Source organism: Ursidibacter maritimus (genome assembly GCF_009761395.1).
Lineage (GTDB): Bacteria > Pseudomonadota > Gammaproteobacteria > Enterobacterales > Pasteurellaceae > Ursidibacter > Ursidibacter maritimus.
The window spans coordinates 1-18,439 of the sequence record NZ_LEKN01000008.1 but is presented as its reverse complement, the minus strand read 5'-3'; the positions used below and the strand labels follow the sequence as shown (position 1 = coordinate 18,439).

Below are 18,439 nucleotides of genomic sequence, written 5' to 3'. Positions count from 1 at the left end.
AGTACGACAACTTGTCGCACTAACGTTTTGAGTATTGTGGACGACGACGTGCTTTGTGTAAACCCACTTTTTTACGTTCAACGCGACGAGCGTCACGAGTAACGAAACCAGCTGCACGAAGTGCTGGGCGTAAAGTTTCATCGTATTCCATTAACGCACGAGTGATACCATGACGGATTGCACCCGCTTGACCAGAAATACCACCACCTTTAACTGTGATGTATAGGTCTAATTTATCAGTTAACTCAACTAATTCTAACGGCTGACGAACCACCATACGAGCAGTTTCACGACCGAAGTAAACTTCTAAAGAACGTTGGTTAATAGTAATGTTACCACTGCCCGGTTTGATAAATACACGAGCTGAAGAGCTTTTGCGGCGACCTGTGCCGTAGTTTTGATTTGCTGCTGTCATTTTTATGCTCCGTGATTAGATATCTAAAACTTGAGGTTGTTGTGCAGCGTGATTGTGCTCAGCACCTGCATACACTTTTAACTTACGGAACATTGCACGACCTAATGGGCCTTTTGGCAACATACCTTTAACCGCAATTTCAATCACTGCTTCTGGACGACGAGCAATCATTTCTTTGAAAGTAGCATCTTTGATACCACCTACATAGCCAGTGTGCCAGTAGTAGATTTTGTCAGTTTCTTTTTTACCTGTTACTGCTACTTTTTCCGCATTGATAACGATGATGTAATCACCTGTATCTACGTGTGGAGTGTACTCTGCCTTGTGTTTACCACGAAGACGGCGTGCTAATTCAGTAGCTAAACGACCTAAAGTTTTACCTGTCGCATCTACTACATACCAGTCACGTTGAACTGTTTCTGGTTTTGCTACAAAAGTTTTCATTAATTAAATACCAATCTAAAATTGTTTAAACCCAATATCCTAAGATATTACCTAATACGGTAGAATCCGACCCCTTCGAGTCAATTCTGACCAAACTTGTGCGATGGGAATATCACACAAAAACAGGGTGTCGGTATTGTACAGATATTTTTAGAAAAAAGCGAAGTATTTTATAAAAAAATCTCTAATTTGCGACTATTTTCAAAATTTCATAAATTACCTTAGAATTTAACTTCTCATTAAAAGAAGAAAATGATAGAAATAGGTACTTTCAGTCAAAAACAGGAGTGTGTTATGGAACAATGGTCAAATGACATTTGGTTAGCTATCCTAGCTGCATTTATTGTGGGTATAATCATAGGATACGTTGTACTAAAAGCTACTAATGCAAATGCACAAAAACAACAGAAACTCGAAAATGAGTTAAAAACAGCAACCGCTAAACTAGATGCTCAAAAGGAACAATTAGAGGAACATTTTCAACAATCTGCTAATTTACTCGCTACTTTAGCAGAGGACTATAAAAAACTTTATACCCATTTAGCAAAAGGCTCTCAAAATTTATTACCAAATGAAGCTACACAAAAAATTGAATTTTTTCAGCAATCCCAATTAAGCGAAAAACCAATCAATGATGACAAACAACCAAAAGATTATTCTGAAGGATCTTCTGGTATTTTAAAAACAAAAGTAGATTAATACGAACAAAAATAAAGCCAGATAAATAATCAATTTTATCTGGCTTTTTATTTAATAGAATAAAAGAAATTATACTCTTAGGCAATTTTTAAACGATTTGGCAAAATGGATTGGAATAGCTCTCGGCTTTTTAATGGAGCTGAGCCTAAATAAGGTTTCAAAGCAATGCGTGTAAAACGCTTAGCTGCCTGTTGCGTACTTTTTTCACTAAAATCTAAACGATCAAAAGCTAATAAATCAGCACCTAAAAAAGTGTTATTGTTTTGTAGCAAAGAGGCGATAAACCCTTCATTTTGATAAAACTGATAAGTCATCTTAGGATCAACTGGCTCACCTGTTGCTGCACAATGAGTAAAATTCACCCCATAACCTACCGCTTGTAACATTCTAAATTCAAAGGTACGTAAAATCGATTCTAAGCTATCGGGGCGAGAGGCTAACTGCGTGATACATTGTAAATAGGACTGAAACAGTTCTGGATAAGCGGTGTGATTTTCTAAAATTCTTACCAAAATTTCATTCACATAAAAACCGCTATATAGCGAATAAGTATTCATCGGTAATGTTAAAGACGCTGGCTCAGCTTTGGTCAGCGTTTTTAAATCGCCTTTTCCGCTCCAAGATAACAACAATGGTGTAAAAGGCTGTAATACCGCTTTCAACGGAGAACGACTACGTCTTGCCCCTTTCGCTAAAAGCGTAATCCGCCCGTGATTTTCGGTAAAAAAATCCACAAGCAAACTACTCTCACTATACTCTCTGCGGTGTAGCACAAAGCCACGTTGAAAAACGCTCATTTAATCAATTTGTGCGTTTATTACTCTTCCATATATCCCAAGCTACGCAATGCACGTTCATCATCAGCCCAGCCCGCTTTGACTTTCACCCATAACTCTAGGTGAACTTTATTATCAAACAAACGTTCCATATCTGCTCGGGCTTCTGTACCGATCACTTTGATTTTCTGCCCTTTATTGCCGATCACCATTTTTTTCTGACCTTCACGTTCAACTAAAATCAAACCATTGATTTCATAAGTTCCACGCTCATTCATCTTAAATTGTTCAATTTCCACTGTGACCGAATAAGGTAGCTCTTCGCCCATAAAACGCATGAGTTTTTCACGAATAATTTCAGATGCCATAAAGCGTTGTGAACGATCTGTAACATACTCTTCTGGATAGTGATGAACACCTTCTTTTAGCGATTCACGCACAAATTTTTCTAGAATATGGACGTTTTTACCACGTTGCCCTGAAATTGGAATAATCTCTTTGAAAGGGAATTTTTCACTTAATTGAATAATATGTGGTAGCAGCTCTTCTTTCTCTTTGATGTTGTCAATTTTATTGATGGCTAATACAACTGGTGCCTTCGTACCACGCAATTTATTAAGTACCATCTCATCATCATCAGTCCATTTTGTGCCTTCTACCACAAAAATAACCATATCTACATCACTGATCGCACTACTTGCTGCTCGGTTCATTAAGCGGTTAATCGCACGTTTTTCTTCAATATGTAGCCCTGGTGTATCTACATAGATTTCTTGATACACCCCTTCGGTTTTAATCCCGAGAATACGGTGGCGAGTAGTTTGGGCTTTACGTGAAGTAATCGAAATTTTTTGCCCTAAAATTTTGTTTAATAAGGTTGATTTACCCACATTTGGGCGACCTACAATGGCAATAAAGCCACAATATGTTTTTTGTTCTATCATTGTTATCTCTATATAAACACGTTGTTATTTGATGTTCAGTTTTTTAATCACTTGCTCGGCAGCTTGTTGCTCCGCTTTTCTACGACTTGTGCCAATACCAATAAAAATTTCATCAAGTTTCTCAACTTTGCAACTCACTTTAAAGGATTGATTATGTGCTTCGCCTTTAATATCAATCACTTCATATTCAGGCAATTTCATTTTTCTGCCTTGCAAAAATTCTTGTAAACGTGTTTTCGGATCTTTCGGAGCTTCTCCTGGCGTCATCTCGGTTAATAAGGTTTGAAACCAGCAGTACACACGTTCAATTGCTTTATCAATACCCGAATCTAAATAAACGGCAGCGATAATGGCTTCAACACAGTCAGAAAGAATAGATTCTCTGCGATGTCCGCCACTTTTTAACTCTCCAGCCCCCAGTTTTAAGTATTCACCAAGCTCAAACTGGCGAGCGACAATCGCAAGGGTATGTTCTTTTACCAAGGCAGCACGCATTCGGCTTAATTCGCCTTCATTTGCTTTTGGGAATTTTTCATAGAGAGCTTTGCCGATAGCAAAGTTTAAAATTGAGTCGCCTAAAAATTCAAGGCGTTCATTGTTGTGAGATGCCGCACTACGATGAGTTAAAGCTTGTTTTAGGTAATCAAGGTTAGCAAATTGGTAACCTAATTTTTTCTGTAATCGTTCTAATTGCATAATCTTTTCAAGGTAATGATGCCTATGGCACCGGAAATTGACATTTACGCCAACAAGGTTTTGCATCATACCTTGATTTACGCAATTTTTAAACAAACAAGCGGTAAGATTTTGGGGATTTTTTGCAAATAGCGAGATATAAGGAAAATGTGATTAGAGTAAATCAAACTCTCTCACTTATAGAAGAGAGTTTGAAAGGCAAATTTGTTATTTGATCGAAGTAAACATTCTTTCAAAGCGTAATCCGCTTGGGAATTGATTTGGTTTTTTATCTAGGCTTAACCAAATCACTGATGCTTTACCAACAAGGTTCTTTTCAGGTACAAAACCCCAAAAACGACTGTCTTCACTATTATCTCGATTATCACCCATTACAAAATAATGTCCTTGTGGAACAAGCCATTCGCCTGCAGGTAAGCCTTCCTGTTGGTAGAAATAAGGGGCGTAATTGAATGGTTGTGGGTTATTTAAAATTTGGTGTGTTACATCACCTGTTTCTGTACGTTCTAATTGCATATCACCATGATATAAGAAATCAGGGTTTGCTTTTGCGTTGCTATACGTAAATGTGACCACTTCGCCTGTATCACCACGCGTTAATGTTAGCTGTTGCGTTACAAAATCGTATTTGATTTTATCGCCACCGACCGCAACAACACGCTTAATGTAATCGACATGTAGCTGTTTTGGAGCTTTAAAGACAACAACATCACCACGTTGTGGTTTACCCGTTTCAATCAAAGTGTTTTGCCAAATCGGATCTTTAATGCCATAGCTAAATTTATTCACAATTAAAAAATCGCCAACACGTAAAGTCGGTTCCATTGAGCCACTTGGAATTTGGAATGGCTCAAATAAAAAAGAACGTAGCACTGTTACGAAGAATAATACCCCAAAAAGTGATGCAAAAAATTCACCCACTGCTGAGCGTGGTTGGATTTCTTTCATCTCTTCATCTGTTAATGCTCTGCCTAAGCGTTTTTCTTCACGAGCGATTTTAGCCTTACGACGTGGGTCGGCACTGAATTTGTAAAATGCGAAAAACGCACCACAAATGACAACTAATGCGACTAAAATAATCGAAATTGTATTCGGTAACTGCATACCGTCTAACACTTTCCAAATACCATATAAAATGGCGACAAAAATAATTGGCACAAGATTTGCCATTGTTTTCTCCCTATTTCCAATCATAAGCGGTTAGATTTGTAATATATTCTGCAAAACTAACCGCTTGTCATTTTCATTTATTAATCTTTACCTACGTGTAAAATCGCTAAGAAAGCTTCTTGTGGAACTTCCACGTTACCTAGCGATTTCATTCGTTTTTTACCTTCTTTCTGTTTCTGTAACAGTTTTTTCTTACGGCTTACGTCACCACCATAACATTTCGCTAATACGTTTTTACGCAACTGTTTAACTGTTGAACGGGCAATAATATGGTTGCCGATAGCTGCTTGGATCGCTATATCGAATTGCTGACGTGGAATAAGTTCTTTCATTTTCTCAACCAATTCACGCCCACGATATGGTGCATTCGCTTTGTGTACGATTAAGGCTAATGCATCCACACGTTCGCCGTTGATCATAATATCCACACGCACCATATCAGCGGTTTGGAAACGTTTAAAACCATAATCTAATGAGGCATAACCACGAGAGGTTGATTTTAATCGGTCAAAGAAATCCAATACAACTTCGCCCATTGGAATTTCATAAGTTAAAGCGATTTGGTTACCGTGATACACCATATTTGTTTGTACGCCACGTTTTTCCACACAAAGTGTAATCACATTACCTAAAAATTCTTGCGGAACAAGCATATTACATTCTGCAATTGGCTCTCGAATTTCTGCAATGTTGCTAATTGGCGGTAATTTTGATGGGCTATCAACATAAATAATTTCGCCATTTGTCTGCTCCACTTCGTAAACTACGGTTGGTGCTGTGGTAATTAAATCAAGATCGTATTCACGTTCTAAACGCTCCTGAATAATCTCCATATGCAATAAGCCTAAGAATCCACAACGGAAACCAAAGCCTAACGCCGTTGAGTTTTCTGGTTCGTAGAATAGAGAAGCATCATTTAGGCTCAATTTACCTAACGCATCGCGGAAAGCTTCATAATCATCTGAACTGATTGGGAATAAACCCGCATAAACCTGTGGTTTTACTTTTTTAAAGCCCGGTAAAGCTTCAATCGCAGAGTGATGATGAGAAGTCAGCGTATCGCCTACTGGTGCACCTAAAATATCTTTAATCGCACACACTACCCAACCCACTTCGCCTGTTTTTAATTCAGCGGTATCCACTTGTTTTGGCGTAAAAATCCCTAAACGATCAACATTGTAAGATTGACCTGTGCTCATTACTTTGATTTTATCGCCTTTTTTGATTGAGCCGTTTTTAACTCGAACAAGAGAAACTACGCCCAAGTAGTTATCAAACCAAGAGTCGATAATCAGCGCTTGCAAAGGAGCATCAGGATTACCTTCTGGAGCAGGAATCTTGGCGACAATTTCTTCGAGAACTAAATCAATGCCTAAACCTGTTTTTGCTGAACAACGCACCGCTTCCATTGCATCAATGCCGACAATGTCTTCAATTTCTTCTGCAACACGTTCTGGCTCTGCTGCGGGCAAGTCAATTTTGTTTAAAATTGGCACAACTTCGAGATCCATTTCGATCGCTGTATAACAGTTTGCTAAGGTTTGCGCTTCAACACCCTGCCCTGCATCAACAACCAACAAAGCCCCTTCACAAGCGGCAAGAGAGCGAGAAACTTCATAAGAGAAATCCACGTGTCCTGGTGTATCGATAAAGTTTAATTGATATGTTTCACCATCTTGTGCTTTATAGTTCAGAGTCACACTTTGGGCTTTAATCGTAATGCCACGCTCACGCTCAAGATCCATCGAATCTAATACTTGGGCTTCCATTTCACGATCAGATAAACCGCCACAAGTTTGAATTAAACGGTCTGATAACGTTGATTTACCATGGTCGATGTGTGCAATAATTGAAAAGTTACGAATATTCTGCATTTTCATAAGGGCAATGAATGTCCTGTTTGTTGTAAGTTAAAAGAAAAATAATCGGCAGATTGTACCTGAAATTAGTAAAAAATGTAAAAGGAAAGCGGTGAGTTAGCGAGAAAATTTTGTAATTCTAGCTAGCAATGCATCAATTCACTGATATTTTCCTAGTTGAATTTTCTCAAAACAAACGCCTATATGTAGTGAATAATGATGGGACATCTAGGAGCAAAGAAATAAATGAGTAGTAATCCTTTCATCAATGATTTCTTTGCGAAAGATCAGCTTTCCTACAAAGATTATCATTGATGATATTTTAAAAAGGACAAATTTTTGCTATAAAGAGCAGGTTTTCAAATTCATTTACATACTTAATAGGAGAACTTATGGAATTAGTATTTATTCGTCACGGTTTCAGTGAATGGAACGCTAAAAATTTATTTACAGGCTGGCGTGATGTGAATTTAACAGAACGTGGTATTGAAGAAGCTAAAGCAGCAGGTAAGAAATTACTTGAAGCAGGTTATGAATTTGACATCGCTTTTACTTCTGTTTTAACTCGTGCCATCAAAACTTGTAACATCGTGTTAGAAGAATCCAACCAACTATGGATTCCACAAGTGAAAAACTGGCGTTTAAACGAGCGTCACTACGGTGCATTGCAAGGTTTAGACAAAAAAGCAACTGCTGAACAATATGGTGATGAGCAAGTTCATATTTGGCGTCGTTCTTATGATATTTCACCACCAGATTTAGATCCACAAGATCCGAATTCAGCACATAATGACCGCCGTTATGCAAACTTACCAAAAGACGTTGTTCCAAATGCGGAAAACTTGAAAATTACACTTGAGCGTGTATTACCATTCTGGGAAGATCAAATTGCTCCTGCTCTACTTTCAGGTAAACGTGTCCTTGTGACTGCACACGGTAACTCACTTCGTGCATTAGCAAAACATATTATCGGTATTTCTGATGAAGAAATTATGGATTTCGAAATCCCAACAGGTCAACCATTAGTGTTAAAACTTGACGACCAGTTAAATTTTGTTGAGAAATTCTATTTATAATGAAACATTTAGGCTGATAATATTCAGCCTTTACTTTATACATTATGGGAAAACAACGATGAAACTAAGATTACTACTCCCCTTATTTCTTACCCTACCACTGACGTCTTGTATAGCCCCAACAGGACACTATCATTTTGATGATAGACAACTATCGTCTAAAATCTATAATACATTCTGGGCGATGGAACCACAAGACGATGTTGCAAACATCATGCAAATCAGCCGAGACGGTTCAGCTACTTTATATCGCTATAGTTGTGATAAATTCAACAATTATAAAACTAAGAACAAAGGAAACTTAGGGCAACTAGTTGAATATATCGCAAATCAAGCAGAGCAAAAACAAAAAGGGTCTGGGGATTTAATTAGAGAATTTGTAAATGTTGAACGTTATAAATTAGAAACAATAGGTCACAATGAAATAAAATTGCATGCTATTATTTTAGGCGGTGTGTTCAAAATAAAATTTACCTCCATTAGTAATAATCACCTAAACGCAACTCAGAGCATATTAGGATTGCCAAAAGCCTTGAAATATAGAGCAGTGAAAAATCCATATACCCCTAAATGCCCATAACTCTGTTTAATTTTGCAAATAACCAGTAAATAACTTATACTTACACTCGAGTTGGTTAGACAATCGCTGGTTTATTGAAGCCCTCAAATTCGTTTCGGCGTAAACTAGGGGACAAGTAAACGAGAGGAAAGTCCGAGCTACACAGGGCAGAGTGCCAGATAACGTCTGGGAGGCGTGAGCCTACGACAAGTGCAACAGAGAGCAGACCGCCAGTTTCGGCTGGTAAGGGTGAAAGGGTGCGGTAAGAGCGCACCGCGTAACTGGCAACAGTTTACGGCAGGGTAAACTCCACTCGTAGCAAGACCAAATAGGAATCCAACGAGTTGCCCGCTTGGGATTCGGGTAGGTTGCTTGAGCGTATATGTGAATGTACGCCTAGAGGAATGATTGTCCAAGACAGAACTCGGCTTATCGACCAACTCAGCTAATTTTTGAGAAGCGAGCAGAACTTTCTGCTCGCTTTTTTGTATATTACTTATCTAGTTTTATAAATAGGCTGTTATTTAATGAATAAATTTATTATCGGACTACTTTTTAGCTTATTCAGCATTTCTACTTTCGCGCATCCCCACTCTTTTTTAGATATGAAAAATAAAGTTGTGATTAAAGGAGATAAATTAACCGGTTTTGAAATGAGCTGGATATTAGATGAGATTACTTCCGCCGAACTTATCTACGAAGTTAAGTCAGCCGAAGATCAGAAAGCTGCACTGAATAAAATTACGGATGAACTCAACATTTCAGCAATTCAATCTCATTATTTTAGTGAGCTTTATACCGAGAACAATGAGCCTATCAAATTTAAAGCTAAACCCGTAAACCCTCGTGCTGAAATTAAAGATAACCGCTTGGTTTACCATTTTGAATTAGCTCTGGCACAACCTCAAACCGTAACAGGAAAATCGTTTAAACTTTTTACCTTTGAGCCAAGTTATTATCTCTATATGGGGTATGAAAAAGCGAGTGATGTCACCGCCACTGAACAACATTTATGTCAAGTATCGATGATAGAACCAATAGTAAATCAACAACTTAGACTTTATGCTTCTAAATTAGATAAAACCGAAAAACCAGATATGCCATCAGATAAAAGCTTATCTCTTGGGGCACAATTTGCTCAAAAAGTGAGTATTGTATGTCAGTAAAGATACAACATTGGCTATGGATAGCGGTAGCTTGCTCCCTGATTTTTGCAATTTACTTTATATACCCTTATCTACTGTGGGAAGTTGTAGAATGGCAGAAAACATTTAATCTTGAATTATCTAATGCATTAAAAATGATTCATCAAGCTCCACAGCAAGCGGGATTTAGCTTAATGTTAATCAGCTTTTTATACGGTATCTTTCACGCTGTCGGGCCTGGACATGGTAAATTTATTTTAACCAGTTACCTATCATTAGAAAAAACTAAGCTCCCACAAACGTTGCGAGTTACCCTACTCTCTGCTGTTATACAAGGTTTAGTCGCAATAGCATTAGTTACCATTTTGGTGGTTATCTTTACCCTTTCTCGTAGCTATTTTAATGTTACGTTAAAATGGGTTGAGCGAGGTAGCTTTCTGTTGATGATCTTATTTGGTAGCTATTGGTTGTGGCAAAGCCTACGCCCTATGTTGCAAAAAAATCAACCCAAAAGACCGCTTGTCATTCGTAAAATTCAACCATTGTCTTCCTCGTATTTAGCTTTAATGCCAATACATCAGCATTCTGAAAACTGTGGTTGCGGCCATAAACATCTCCCCTCCGCCAAAGAAATGGAGAATATTCAAGATTGGAAATCAATGTGGTTGGTTGTATTTAGTATTGGGTTACGTCCTTGCTCTGGTGCAATTCTAGTGCTTTTCCTTGCCTACACCTTAGATTTATATATTTGGGGTGTTGCCTCTGCAATGATGATGGCTATGGGCACTGCTCTCACACTTAGTGGCTTTGCTTGTTTAGTGCTATTTGCTCGTAATAAAGCGATACAAACAAGCCATTGGTATCTGTCAGTACAGCAAAGTAAGCGGTTAGTTCTTGTCTTAAAATTACTAATGGGATTACTGCTTATTGGGCTGGGGATAACGCTCTTTCACAGTAGTTTTATTGAAACAAGTACTATCTTATTTAAAAGGTAGCATAAATTGTTTTAATTACTCGCATAAAAAAACTTTTCAAATGCCATAAAAAGATTAAAATGCCACCTTCTTTTTCTTAACTTATAGAAGGTCTTTAATATATGGAAAGCATTGTTGCTATCTTTGAAAATGCTTTAAAGTGGATTATTAAGAATATTAATGATCCACTTTGGGATATTACCGTTCTAACGCTTTTAGGTACGGGCTTATTTTTCACTATTTCTACGGGTTTAGTTCAACTACGTTTGCTTCCACAAAGTTTGCGTGAAATGTGGCTTGGACGAGCATCAAGTGGTGATTCTTTAACGCCTTTCCAAGCGTTTGCTACAGGATTGGCGAGTCGTGTAGGCGTTGGTAACATCGGCGGTGTTGCAACAGCAATCGCATTAGGTGGGCCTGGAGCAGTATTTTGGATGTGGATTACCGCCTTAATTGGTATGAGTAGTGCATTTGCTGAATCTTCTCTCGCACAGGTATATAAGATTCGTGATCCAAATGGAATGTTTCGCGGAGGCCCTTCTTACTATATTTCTCGTGGTTTAAAAGCACCTTGGTTGGCTGTTGCTTTTGCAATCACTTTAATTTTCACTTTTGGCTTTGCATTCAATGCTGTGCAAGCTAACTCTATTGTTGAAGCGACAAAAAATGCGTGGGAATGGGATGCGAATTACGTGGGAATTGTCTTGGTAATTGTTACTGCAGCGATTATCTTTGGTGGCGTAAAACGTATCGGTCAAGTTTCTGCACGAGTTGTGCCAATGATGGCGTTATTCTATCTAATTATGGCAGTTATCATTCTTGGCATGAATATCGAAAAAGTCCCAGGAATATTATCTAATATCGTTAGCAGTGCTTTTGATTTCTCAGCAATCGCAGGCGGTATGTTTGGTGCTTTATTCTCTAAAGCAATGTTAATGGGCATTAAACGTGGTCTATTTTCAAATGAAGCTGGTATGGGTTCTGCTCCAAACTCGGCTGCAACATCTGATGCAAAACACCCTGCAAGCCAAGGTTTAATTCAAATGTTAGGCGTTTTTGTTGATACTATCGTTGTATGTACTTGTACCGCGATCATTATTTTAATGTCAAATGATTACGGTAGCGAAACATTACGTGGCGTATCGCTAACCCAAAAAGCACTTGAATTCCACATTGGTGAATTTGGTTTACACTTCCTTGCCTTTATTTTATTACTCTTCTGCTACACTTCAATTATTGGTAACTACGCTTATGCAGAAAGCAATATCCGCTATATTCGTAATAAACCTGGTTTTGTATTAGCATTCCGTTTGTTAGTGTTATTCTTCGTTTACTTCGGTGCAGTAAGAGATGGCGGCATTGTATGGGCATTTGCGGATACAGTAATGGCATCAATGGCAATGATTAACTTAATTGCAATCGTATTGCTTGCCCCGATTGTATGGCTTGTATTGAAAGACTACCAAAAACAGATTAAAGCGGGTAAAGAACCTGTCTTTAACATTGAAGATCACCCAGAGTTACTCAAACGTGGTGTTGATCCAACAATTTGGAAACAAAACTAAGCGGTCTGCTGTACCATAAAATTTGCAAATAATATGGGGGATTTCCCCCATATTTTATATTTTTCTATTCAGCTCTCTGACGAACCTGTTCAAAACTCTCATCAATTAACAATTTCCCGTTCAAGAATATTGTTCTAAGTTGATTTTCCTTGTCATTAAGTTCTTCTATTCGTACAGTTTGCCACTCATTTTCCGATTTCGTTAAAGCAAGAATACCTTTTTTAGAACGTTTAGCTTGGCTAGTAATAGGGTCTTTATAAATCGCTTTCCATTCGCCATTGATGCAAATTGCACTTGCTTTCATTGCCCAGCCCATTGTATCGCGATTGATTTGTTGGAGTAATCCCCCCCCCATTCCAAAATTGACATTCTCCACACTAAACCCTGCTTGCATAATTGCATTGAGAATGGCTTCAATAGAGTTTGAATTTATCCCATCACCCTGAATAATACGGATAAAATCAGGTAATACTTTATACCCCTTACTGTTCACTCGATAGCCAAATTTATCTGCTAAAATTTCAAGTGTGCGACAAACCACCTCTATTGGTTCACCACTATCTGGGCGAATGACCAATCGCCCACCTTTCTCAATCACTTTTTCTTTAAGTTGTTCACCCCAAATATGTGATACCGCATTCCATAAATTATAGCTATCAGACACAACCGAATAGATTTTATTTTCACCTGCAAATTGGTCGATCATATTCTCGTAAGCAAACTTTTCGTTCTCCTTCCCCCAAGCGGTAATAGTACTATGTTCAGCTGCGGGGATAGAAAAAGCGGGCATTTCATTGCTGTTGTACCAACGTTTTGCTGCAACTAATGCTGATACACTGTCCGTACCTTTGAAATTGACGAGATGAGCTAAGCTCCCTAATGCAACAGTTTCAAGACTAGATGCACCACGAGCCCCGAAATCGTGAAGTTGGAAAGATAATCCAGAAAGGTCATCGGAGGATTGTAATAAGGCTTGTTTAATTTTTTGTTTACAAAAATAAGAGATGCTTGCCACTGTTGAAGGATACCAAATCGCTCGTAATAACGCAGTTTCAAGATAACCCGCAAGCCAGAAAAATTCAGGATCGGTATTTGTGATTTGGCAAACAACATTGCTAGTAGGTAATACTGTTCCTTCAGCAACTGCCTCGATTTTAAGCGGTAAAAAACCTTGATGTTTGTCTAATAAACGTTGCCAACCTTGTCGATTAAACGATAAACCATGGGCAATGAGAACTTGTTCTGCATCATCAATATCTTGTTGAGTGATAGGTTTTAATAAATATTCTTTAATAAAGGCTTGTATCCCGAATGCAACCACATCAAATTTCCCCCCCCGAGCTTCAATATAGTAAGAGAGATATTCAGTATTAGGCGGATATTGCAGCCAGTGCGATGCTTTATAACTATCTATATTTAATAAAAGGTTGGAAAAATTTGATGTGTACATACCATTTAATCTCACATTTAATTAAAAAACAGGATTTATGATATATATACTATACTAATATGTAAATAAAAATATGTAGCACAAAATAAAATGAGAAATTAACGTGAGAGGAAAAATGTGAAGTTTACAATCCAAAATTTGTGTTATTTTGGTATTCAATTCTGCCCTTTAGCCAGAAATTTCGTTGAAGAAAGTGTCCATAAGCGAGCAGAATTGAATTTAGTTCTGGGAAAATCCCGAAGTATTATTTAATAACCTCTAATCCATTCATATATGGACGTAATACTTCAGGCACAGTAATAGAGCCATCTTGATTTTGATAGTTTTCTAATACGGCAACCAAAGTACGACCCACCGCTAATCCAGACCCATTTAACGTATGCACTAAACGGGTTTTCTTATCGCCTTTTGCTTTGCAACGTGCTGACATTCTGCGAGCTTGGAAATCCCACATATTTGAGCAAGATGAAATCTCACGATAAGTATTTTGTGCAGGCAGCCAAACTTCTAAATCGTAAGTTTTGGTTGCACCGAATCCCATATCGCCTGAGCAAAGTAATACTTTACGATAAGGTAAGCCTAAAAGTTGTAATACTTTTTCTGCATGTCCAGTTAATTCTTCGAGAGCTTCCATTGATTTTTCTGGAGCAACAATTTGTACCATTTCAACTTTATCAAACTGGTGCATACGAATGAGACCACGCGTATCACGTCCGTAAGATCCTGCTTCTGAACGGAAACAAGGCGTATGTGCAGTAAATTTTAAAGGTAGGCTTTCTTCTTCTAAAATTTCATCACGCACTAGGTTGGTAACTGGGACTTCAGCGGTTGGAATTAATGCATAAGCTTTTTGCACTGCATTTGGATCTTGCCCTTCTAATGGTTTGGTATGGAAAAGATCTTCCCCAAACTTAGGAAGCTGACCTGTGCCATAGAGAGTATCGTGATTAACTAAATAAGGCACATAAGTTTCAATATAACCATGCTGTTCCGTATGCAAATCAAGCATAAATTGTGATAATGCACGATGTAAACGTGCGAGCTTATCTTTCATCACCACAAAACGTGTACCGGTTAATTTAACGCCAGCAGGGAAATCTAACCCAGCTAGATCTTCACCTAAGGTAACGTGATCTTTCACTTCAAAATCAAATTGACGTGGCGTTCCCCAACGAGACACTTCCACATTTTCACTATCATCTTTCCCAACTGGTACTTCTTCTGCAGGTAAATTCGGCACTGAAAGGAGTAAATCACGAATTTCGCCTTGCACTTTATCTAATTCTATTTTCGCTAAATCTAATTCATTCCCCATAGAATCAACTTCAGCTAACAAAGCCGAAATATCTTCACCACGAGCTTTTGCTGCCCCAATGTTTTTCGAGCGAGCATTTCGTTCAGCCTGTAATGTTTCTGTTTTAACTTGTAGTGCCTTACGTTGTTCTTCTAAAGCGGTCACTTTTGCAGTATCAAGCTCAAATTTACGTTTTGTTTTGAGTATTTGAGCCACTTCCGCTAAATTTGTACGCAGTAAATTTTGATCAATCATTTTTTATCCTTATTTTTATTTGCAAATTTTTAGAACAATCCAACCGCTTAATAGCGATTAGCGTTTTTCATAATACGCTGTTTAGCAACTTGCCATTCTCTATCTTTGATGTCATCACGCTTATCGTGCAGTTTTTTACCTTTTGCCAAACCGATTTTGACTTTCGCCCACGCATTCTTCCAGTACATCGAAAGAGCAACGACTGTAAAGCCATCTCGATTTACTTTACCAAATAGAGAGTCTAACTCTCGCTTATTGAGTAATAATTTTCGTGTGCGAGTAGGATCCGCAACAATATGCGTAGAGGCTACATTTAATGGGGTAATCATTGCCCCAAATAGATAGGCTTCACCGTTGCGGAAAATCACATAGCTGTCGCCAATATTCGCTTTCCCCGCTCGTAATGCTTTAACTTCCCACCCTTGCAGTTCTAAACCCGCTTCAATTTCATCTTCAATAAAATATTCGTGGCGTGCTCGTTTGTTTAATGCAATGGTATTGGAGGCAACTTTTGGTTTTTTACTCATAATCCATCTTTACTAACAAAAAATTTTGGGGATTGTACCCTAAATACAACAAAGTTTGAACGGACAAGCGGTTTGTTTTGCAGAATAATTTGCAAAAATAAACCCACCATTTATAGGGAATCCTAAAATAGTGGGTCTATTAGAGAGTCTAAAATACCTAGTATTTAACTAGAGACTTTAATTCCATTTAATTAGAATTTAAAGCCTACACTTGCACCACCTGTGTAATCACCTTGATTATTAGCACTTCCCGTTAGCTTAATAATGATCTTACCATTATCGGAAACTTTAGAATATCCGACAGCTAAAGCTGATGCACCACGGTAAGTTCCTCCCCCGACTGCAAGTATACTTTCACTTGGGTTAAATGCTTGAACTAATGATGCTGAAGCAACAGCACCAGCAATACCACTGCGTAAACGGTTATCAACCTTACCTAATTCAGCTTTAAACTGACCATAGTTTACAGCATCTCCAGCATTTATTGCTTGACCAACATTTTGGATACGGTTACCACCCATATCTACTTTGCCATTAGGATTAATCTTCAAACTGTTAAAGCTTGGTGCCATTGTAGTTGCTATATCTAATGTTCTACCATTTTGGTTTACAACAATGTTCTGACCAGCATTAACTCTAACAGTATTCCCCATTCCAACCTTAGCAGGTGCAGATTGATTAGATACTCCATTTGATCCTTCAACAGTACCAGATGTTAAGTTCCATCCTTTATCAACAACACTGTGTAGTGAATATAATTGACTACCATTAATCGCATCAGTACTTGTTTCACTGACTAGACCTGGTGCAACATTTTGGATACGGCGAGTTTCCATTGTGCCATCTTGAGCAACATTACCCACACTGACCACACCTTTCACTTGGTTTGCTTCGCCACCAGCATATTGGTAAGTTTCACCACCAATCGTTTGAGAAGTGTGTGCTGAATTACCTTTCGTAGTTTCGCCTTCTGCAACATAGCCAGATTGCGTACCTAAAAATACCGAGTTACTTGCGGTATTCGTTACACTATTTCCTAATACGAAAACGTCACTCTGCCCTTGTGCAATTCGGTTATCGTTACCTACACTGTAAGATTTATCTGCATCAATAATGCTTGGGTCACCAAATGCACCAGAATTATTACCACTAACAGTATTTCCAGTACCAACACTAATACTATCAGTGCCTGTTACCGTTGAATTATGGCCAAAGGCAATTGCTCTTTCGCCTGATGCTGTCGCTCTATACCCCACTGCTGTCGCATAAGCACCGCTGGCACTAGAATCTTCATTATTTTCAGATTGATCTGCTGGTCTCTCTGCTTTAGCTGTACCGTCATTAGTATGGAAGAACTTAATCCCTTGTGTATTCATATTATTGATCGCCGTAATAACTGAGTTAGTGACGTGTTCTTTCTGATCTTGAACATTATAGGTCACTAATAGCGGCTTACCATTTTCATCAACTACGACATTTGTGTGATTAAGCGTTGTTTTTGAGCCATCAGGGTTAGTAATTGTCGTTGTATAGTTAGCTACAACATTTGGAGCACCTTGTCCGCCTGTTAAAGCGAAAATTTGTCTGCCATTTACTGCATCTGTACTATTTGGCGAAATATCGCCATCTAGAACACTAGTAATTTTTTGGTTGCTCACATCCAAACCGTTGAATACTGGCTTGTCCGCAAATTCAATCGTAACATTACCTGTGCCATCAGTTTGGGTTCTCACATTATTGCTACTGTAGCTACCAGCAGTTACATTACCACCAATGATATTTAATTGATCGCCTAGCTTGGTGGTAATTACTGTACCGTTATTGCCCGCAAATTTCATACCGCTATCAGTTAACTCTTGAATTTTGGTATTCACGACATCACCAGTAACCGCATTGTTATCGCCTGCTTTGATCTCACCACTGGTAATATTATTGATGGTATTACCCCCCATATCTACTTTAGTGCCACTAGTAATGTTAAAGACTTTATCTTGACCACCGATAGTGACGTTGCCAAGGGTTGAATCCCCAGAGACATTTAGGTCTTTAATGACTGCTTTGCCCGTTGATGTAATGTTGGTTGTATTAACGTCTGTTGCATCAACCTTTGTGGCATTAACGTTAGTGAACGTTGCATTTTCAGTAGTTGCAATGGTGATGTTTTTACCATCCATTGCCAACTTAACGTTTTTACCTGCGGTGTAAGTTAATGTTTCACCCGGCGCAACTTTTGATGGCGTGGTAGGAGCGGTGGCTTCGCCCTCACCTTTTGCAATAGTAACATTCCAGCCTTTTTCAGCAATCGCTTTGGTTGCGTTTAATTGAGCGAGGTTTACAGCATCTGTATCATTCTCACCAGCTTTGACATTGGTGATTGCTTTATTGCCTGCATTGATGCCATCTTTGGTTACAGATACATCACCTGCAGTCAAGCCTTCTTTAGTTAGCTTAGCATTGCCATCACCAAAGTTTACAGAACCTGCATCTGTAAGATTTAAGGTGTTGTTCAGCTCAATTTTTACACCTTCAGCAGCACTAGAGGTGGTTTTGATGTTGTTATTTGCACCTGTGATATCTAGCTGTTCACCGAG

Annotated in this window: 17 protein-coding genes and 1 other RNA gene; 7 read left to right on the top strand and 11 right to left on the bottom strand. The window is 38.4% G+C overall.

Translation table 11 applies throughout. The features are described from left to right. Nucleotides 1-19: 19 nt before the first annotated feature. Both rpsI and rplM read right to left on the bottom strand, forming a co-directional pair. Nucleotides 20-415, bottom strand: a complete 396-nt coding sequence (gene rpsI / locus A1D26_RS02400; RefSeq protein ID WP_157394675.1) for a 30S ribosomal protein S9 — start codon at nucleotides 413-415, stop codon at nucleotides 20-22. A gap of 15 nt (nucleotides 416-430) precedes the next feature. After that, entirely contained in the window at nucleotides 431-859 is a 429-nt protein-coding gene (rplM, locus tag A1D26_RS02395) for a 50S ribosomal protein L13 (protein ID WP_157394674.1), read from the bottom strand. 294 nt (nucleotides 860-1,153) lie between these two features. Between rplM and A1D26_RS02390 the strand changes: the two genes are divergently transcribed. Further along, nucleotides 1,154-1,558 (top strand): YhcB family protein, encoded by a 405-nt coding sequence (locus A1D26_RS02390; protein ID WP_157402508.1) that lies wholly within the window; start codon nucleotides 1,154-1,156, stop codon nucleotides 1,556-1,558. Nucleotides 1,559-1,635: 77 nt separating this feature from the next. Here A1D26_RS02390 and recO read toward each other — a convergent pair whose 3' ends face one another. The 5 genes from recO to lepA form a co-directional block, all read right to left on the bottom strand. Next, on the bottom strand, nucleotides 1,636-2,355 hold the full coding sequence (recO, locus tag A1D26_RS02385) for a DNA repair protein RecO (protein ID WP_157402507.1): 720 nt from the start codon (nucleotides 2,353-2,355) through the stop codon (nucleotides 1,636-1,638). Between the two features lie 20 nt (nucleotides 2,356-2,375). Then, nucleotides 2,376-3,278, bottom strand: a complete 903-nt coding sequence (era, locus tag A1D26_RS02380; RefSeq protein ID WP_157402506.1) for a GTPase Era — start codon at nucleotides 3,276-3,278, stop codon at nucleotides 2,376-2,378. 24 nt (nucleotides 3,279-3,302) lie between these two features. Further along, nucleotides 3,303-3,974 carry a ribonuclease III gene (gene rnc, locus A1D26_RS02375; protein ID WP_157402505.1) on the bottom strand — a complete coding sequence of 224 codons (672 nt, stop codon included), beginning with the start codon at nucleotides 3,972-3,974 and terminating at the stop codon, nucleotides 3,303-3,305. Between the two features lie 207 nt (nucleotides 3,975-4,181). Then, complete coding sequence (gene lepB / locus A1D26_RS02370) at nucleotides 4,182-5,144, bottom strand: signal peptidase I (protein ID WP_157402504.1); 963 nt, start codon at nucleotides 5,142-5,144, stop codon at nucleotides 4,182-4,184. A gap of 80 nt (nucleotides 5,145-5,224) precedes the next feature. Then, on the bottom strand, nucleotides 5,225-7,018 hold the full coding sequence (gene lepA, locus A1D26_RS02365) for a translation elongation factor 4 (RefSeq protein WP_157402509.1): 1,794 nt from the start codon (nucleotides 7,016-7,018) through the stop codon (nucleotides 5,225-5,227). Nucleotides 7,019-7,395: 377 nt separating this feature from the next. On the opposite strand from lepA, the gene A1D26_RS02360 reads away from it, so the two are divergent. From A1D26_RS02360 to A1D26_RS02335, 6 genes are all read left to right on the top strand, one after another. Beyond that, nucleotides 7,396-8,079 (top strand): 2,3-diphosphoglycerate-dependent phosphoglycerate mutase, encoded by a 684-nt coding sequence (locus tag A1D26_RS02360; RefSeq protein WP_157402503.1) that lies wholly within the window; start codon nucleotides 7,396-7,398, stop codon nucleotides 8,077-8,079. Nucleotides 8,080-8,263: 184 nt separating this feature from the next. Beyond that, the gene (locus A1D26_RS02355; protein WP_198303049.1) at nucleotides 8,264-8,659 is read left to right on the top strand and encodes a hypothetical protein; all 396 of its coding nucleotides are present in this window, start codon (nucleotides 8,264-8,266) and stop codon (nucleotides 8,657-8,659) included. A gap of 47 nt (nucleotides 8,660-8,706) precedes the next feature. Next, nucleotides 8,707-9,086, top strand: an RNA gene (gene rnpB, locus A1D26_RS02350) — RNase P RNA component class A. A gap of 157 nt (nucleotides 9,087-9,243) precedes the next feature. Further along, nucleotides 9,244-9,804, top strand: coding sequence for a DUF1007 family protein (locus A1D26_RS02345; protein ID WP_232516786.1), 561 nt, complete (start codon nucleotides 9,244-9,246; stop codon nucleotides 9,802-9,804). Then, on the top strand, nucleotides 9,795-10,778 hold the full coding sequence (locus tag A1D26_RS02340) for a nickel/cobalt transporter (protein ID WP_157402500.1): 984 nt from the start codon (nucleotides 9,795-9,797) through the stop codon (nucleotides 10,776-10,778). Before A1D26_RS02345 ends, A1D26_RS02340 begins: the two co-directional genes overlap by 10 nt. A 101-nt stretch (nucleotides 10,779-10,879) precedes the next feature. Beyond that, a complete protein-coding gene (locus tag A1D26_RS02335) occupies nucleotides 10,880-12,322 on the top strand; it encodes an alanine/glycine:cation symporter family protein (protein ID WP_157402499.1) in 1,443 nt (480 codons plus the stop codon). 64 nt (nucleotides 12,323-12,386) lie between these two features. Here A1D26_RS02335 and A1D26_RS02330 read toward each other — a convergent pair whose 3' ends face one another. The 4 genes from A1D26_RS02330 to A1D26_RS02315 form a co-directional block, all read right to left on the bottom strand. Beyond that, the gene (locus A1D26_RS02330) at nucleotides 12,387-13,772 is read right to left on the bottom strand and encodes a nicotinate phosphoribosyltransferase (protein ID WP_157402498.1); all 1,386 of its coding nucleotides are present in this window, start codon (nucleotides 13,770-13,772) and stop codon (nucleotides 12,387-12,389) included. 244 nt (nucleotides 13,773-14,016) lie between these two features. Further along, nucleotides 14,017-15,321, bottom strand: coding sequence for a serine--tRNA ligase (serS, locus tag A1D26_RS02325; protein ID WP_157402497.1), 1,305 nt, complete (start codon nucleotides 15,319-15,321; stop codon nucleotides 14,017-14,019). Nucleotides 15,322-15,368: 47 nt separating this feature from the next. Beyond that, on the bottom strand, nucleotides 15,369-15,848 hold the full coding sequence (smpB, locus tag A1D26_RS02320) for an SsrA-binding protein SmpB (RefSeq protein ID WP_157394649.1): 480 nt from the start codon (nucleotides 15,846-15,848) through the stop codon (nucleotides 15,369-15,371). A 191-nt stretch (nucleotides 15,849-16,039) separates the two neighbouring features. Continuing rightward, nucleotides 16,040-18,439: YadA family autotransporter adhesin (locus A1D26_RS02315; RefSeq protein ID WP_198303048.1), on the bottom strand; the 2,400-nt coding region annotated here is incomplete at its 5' end.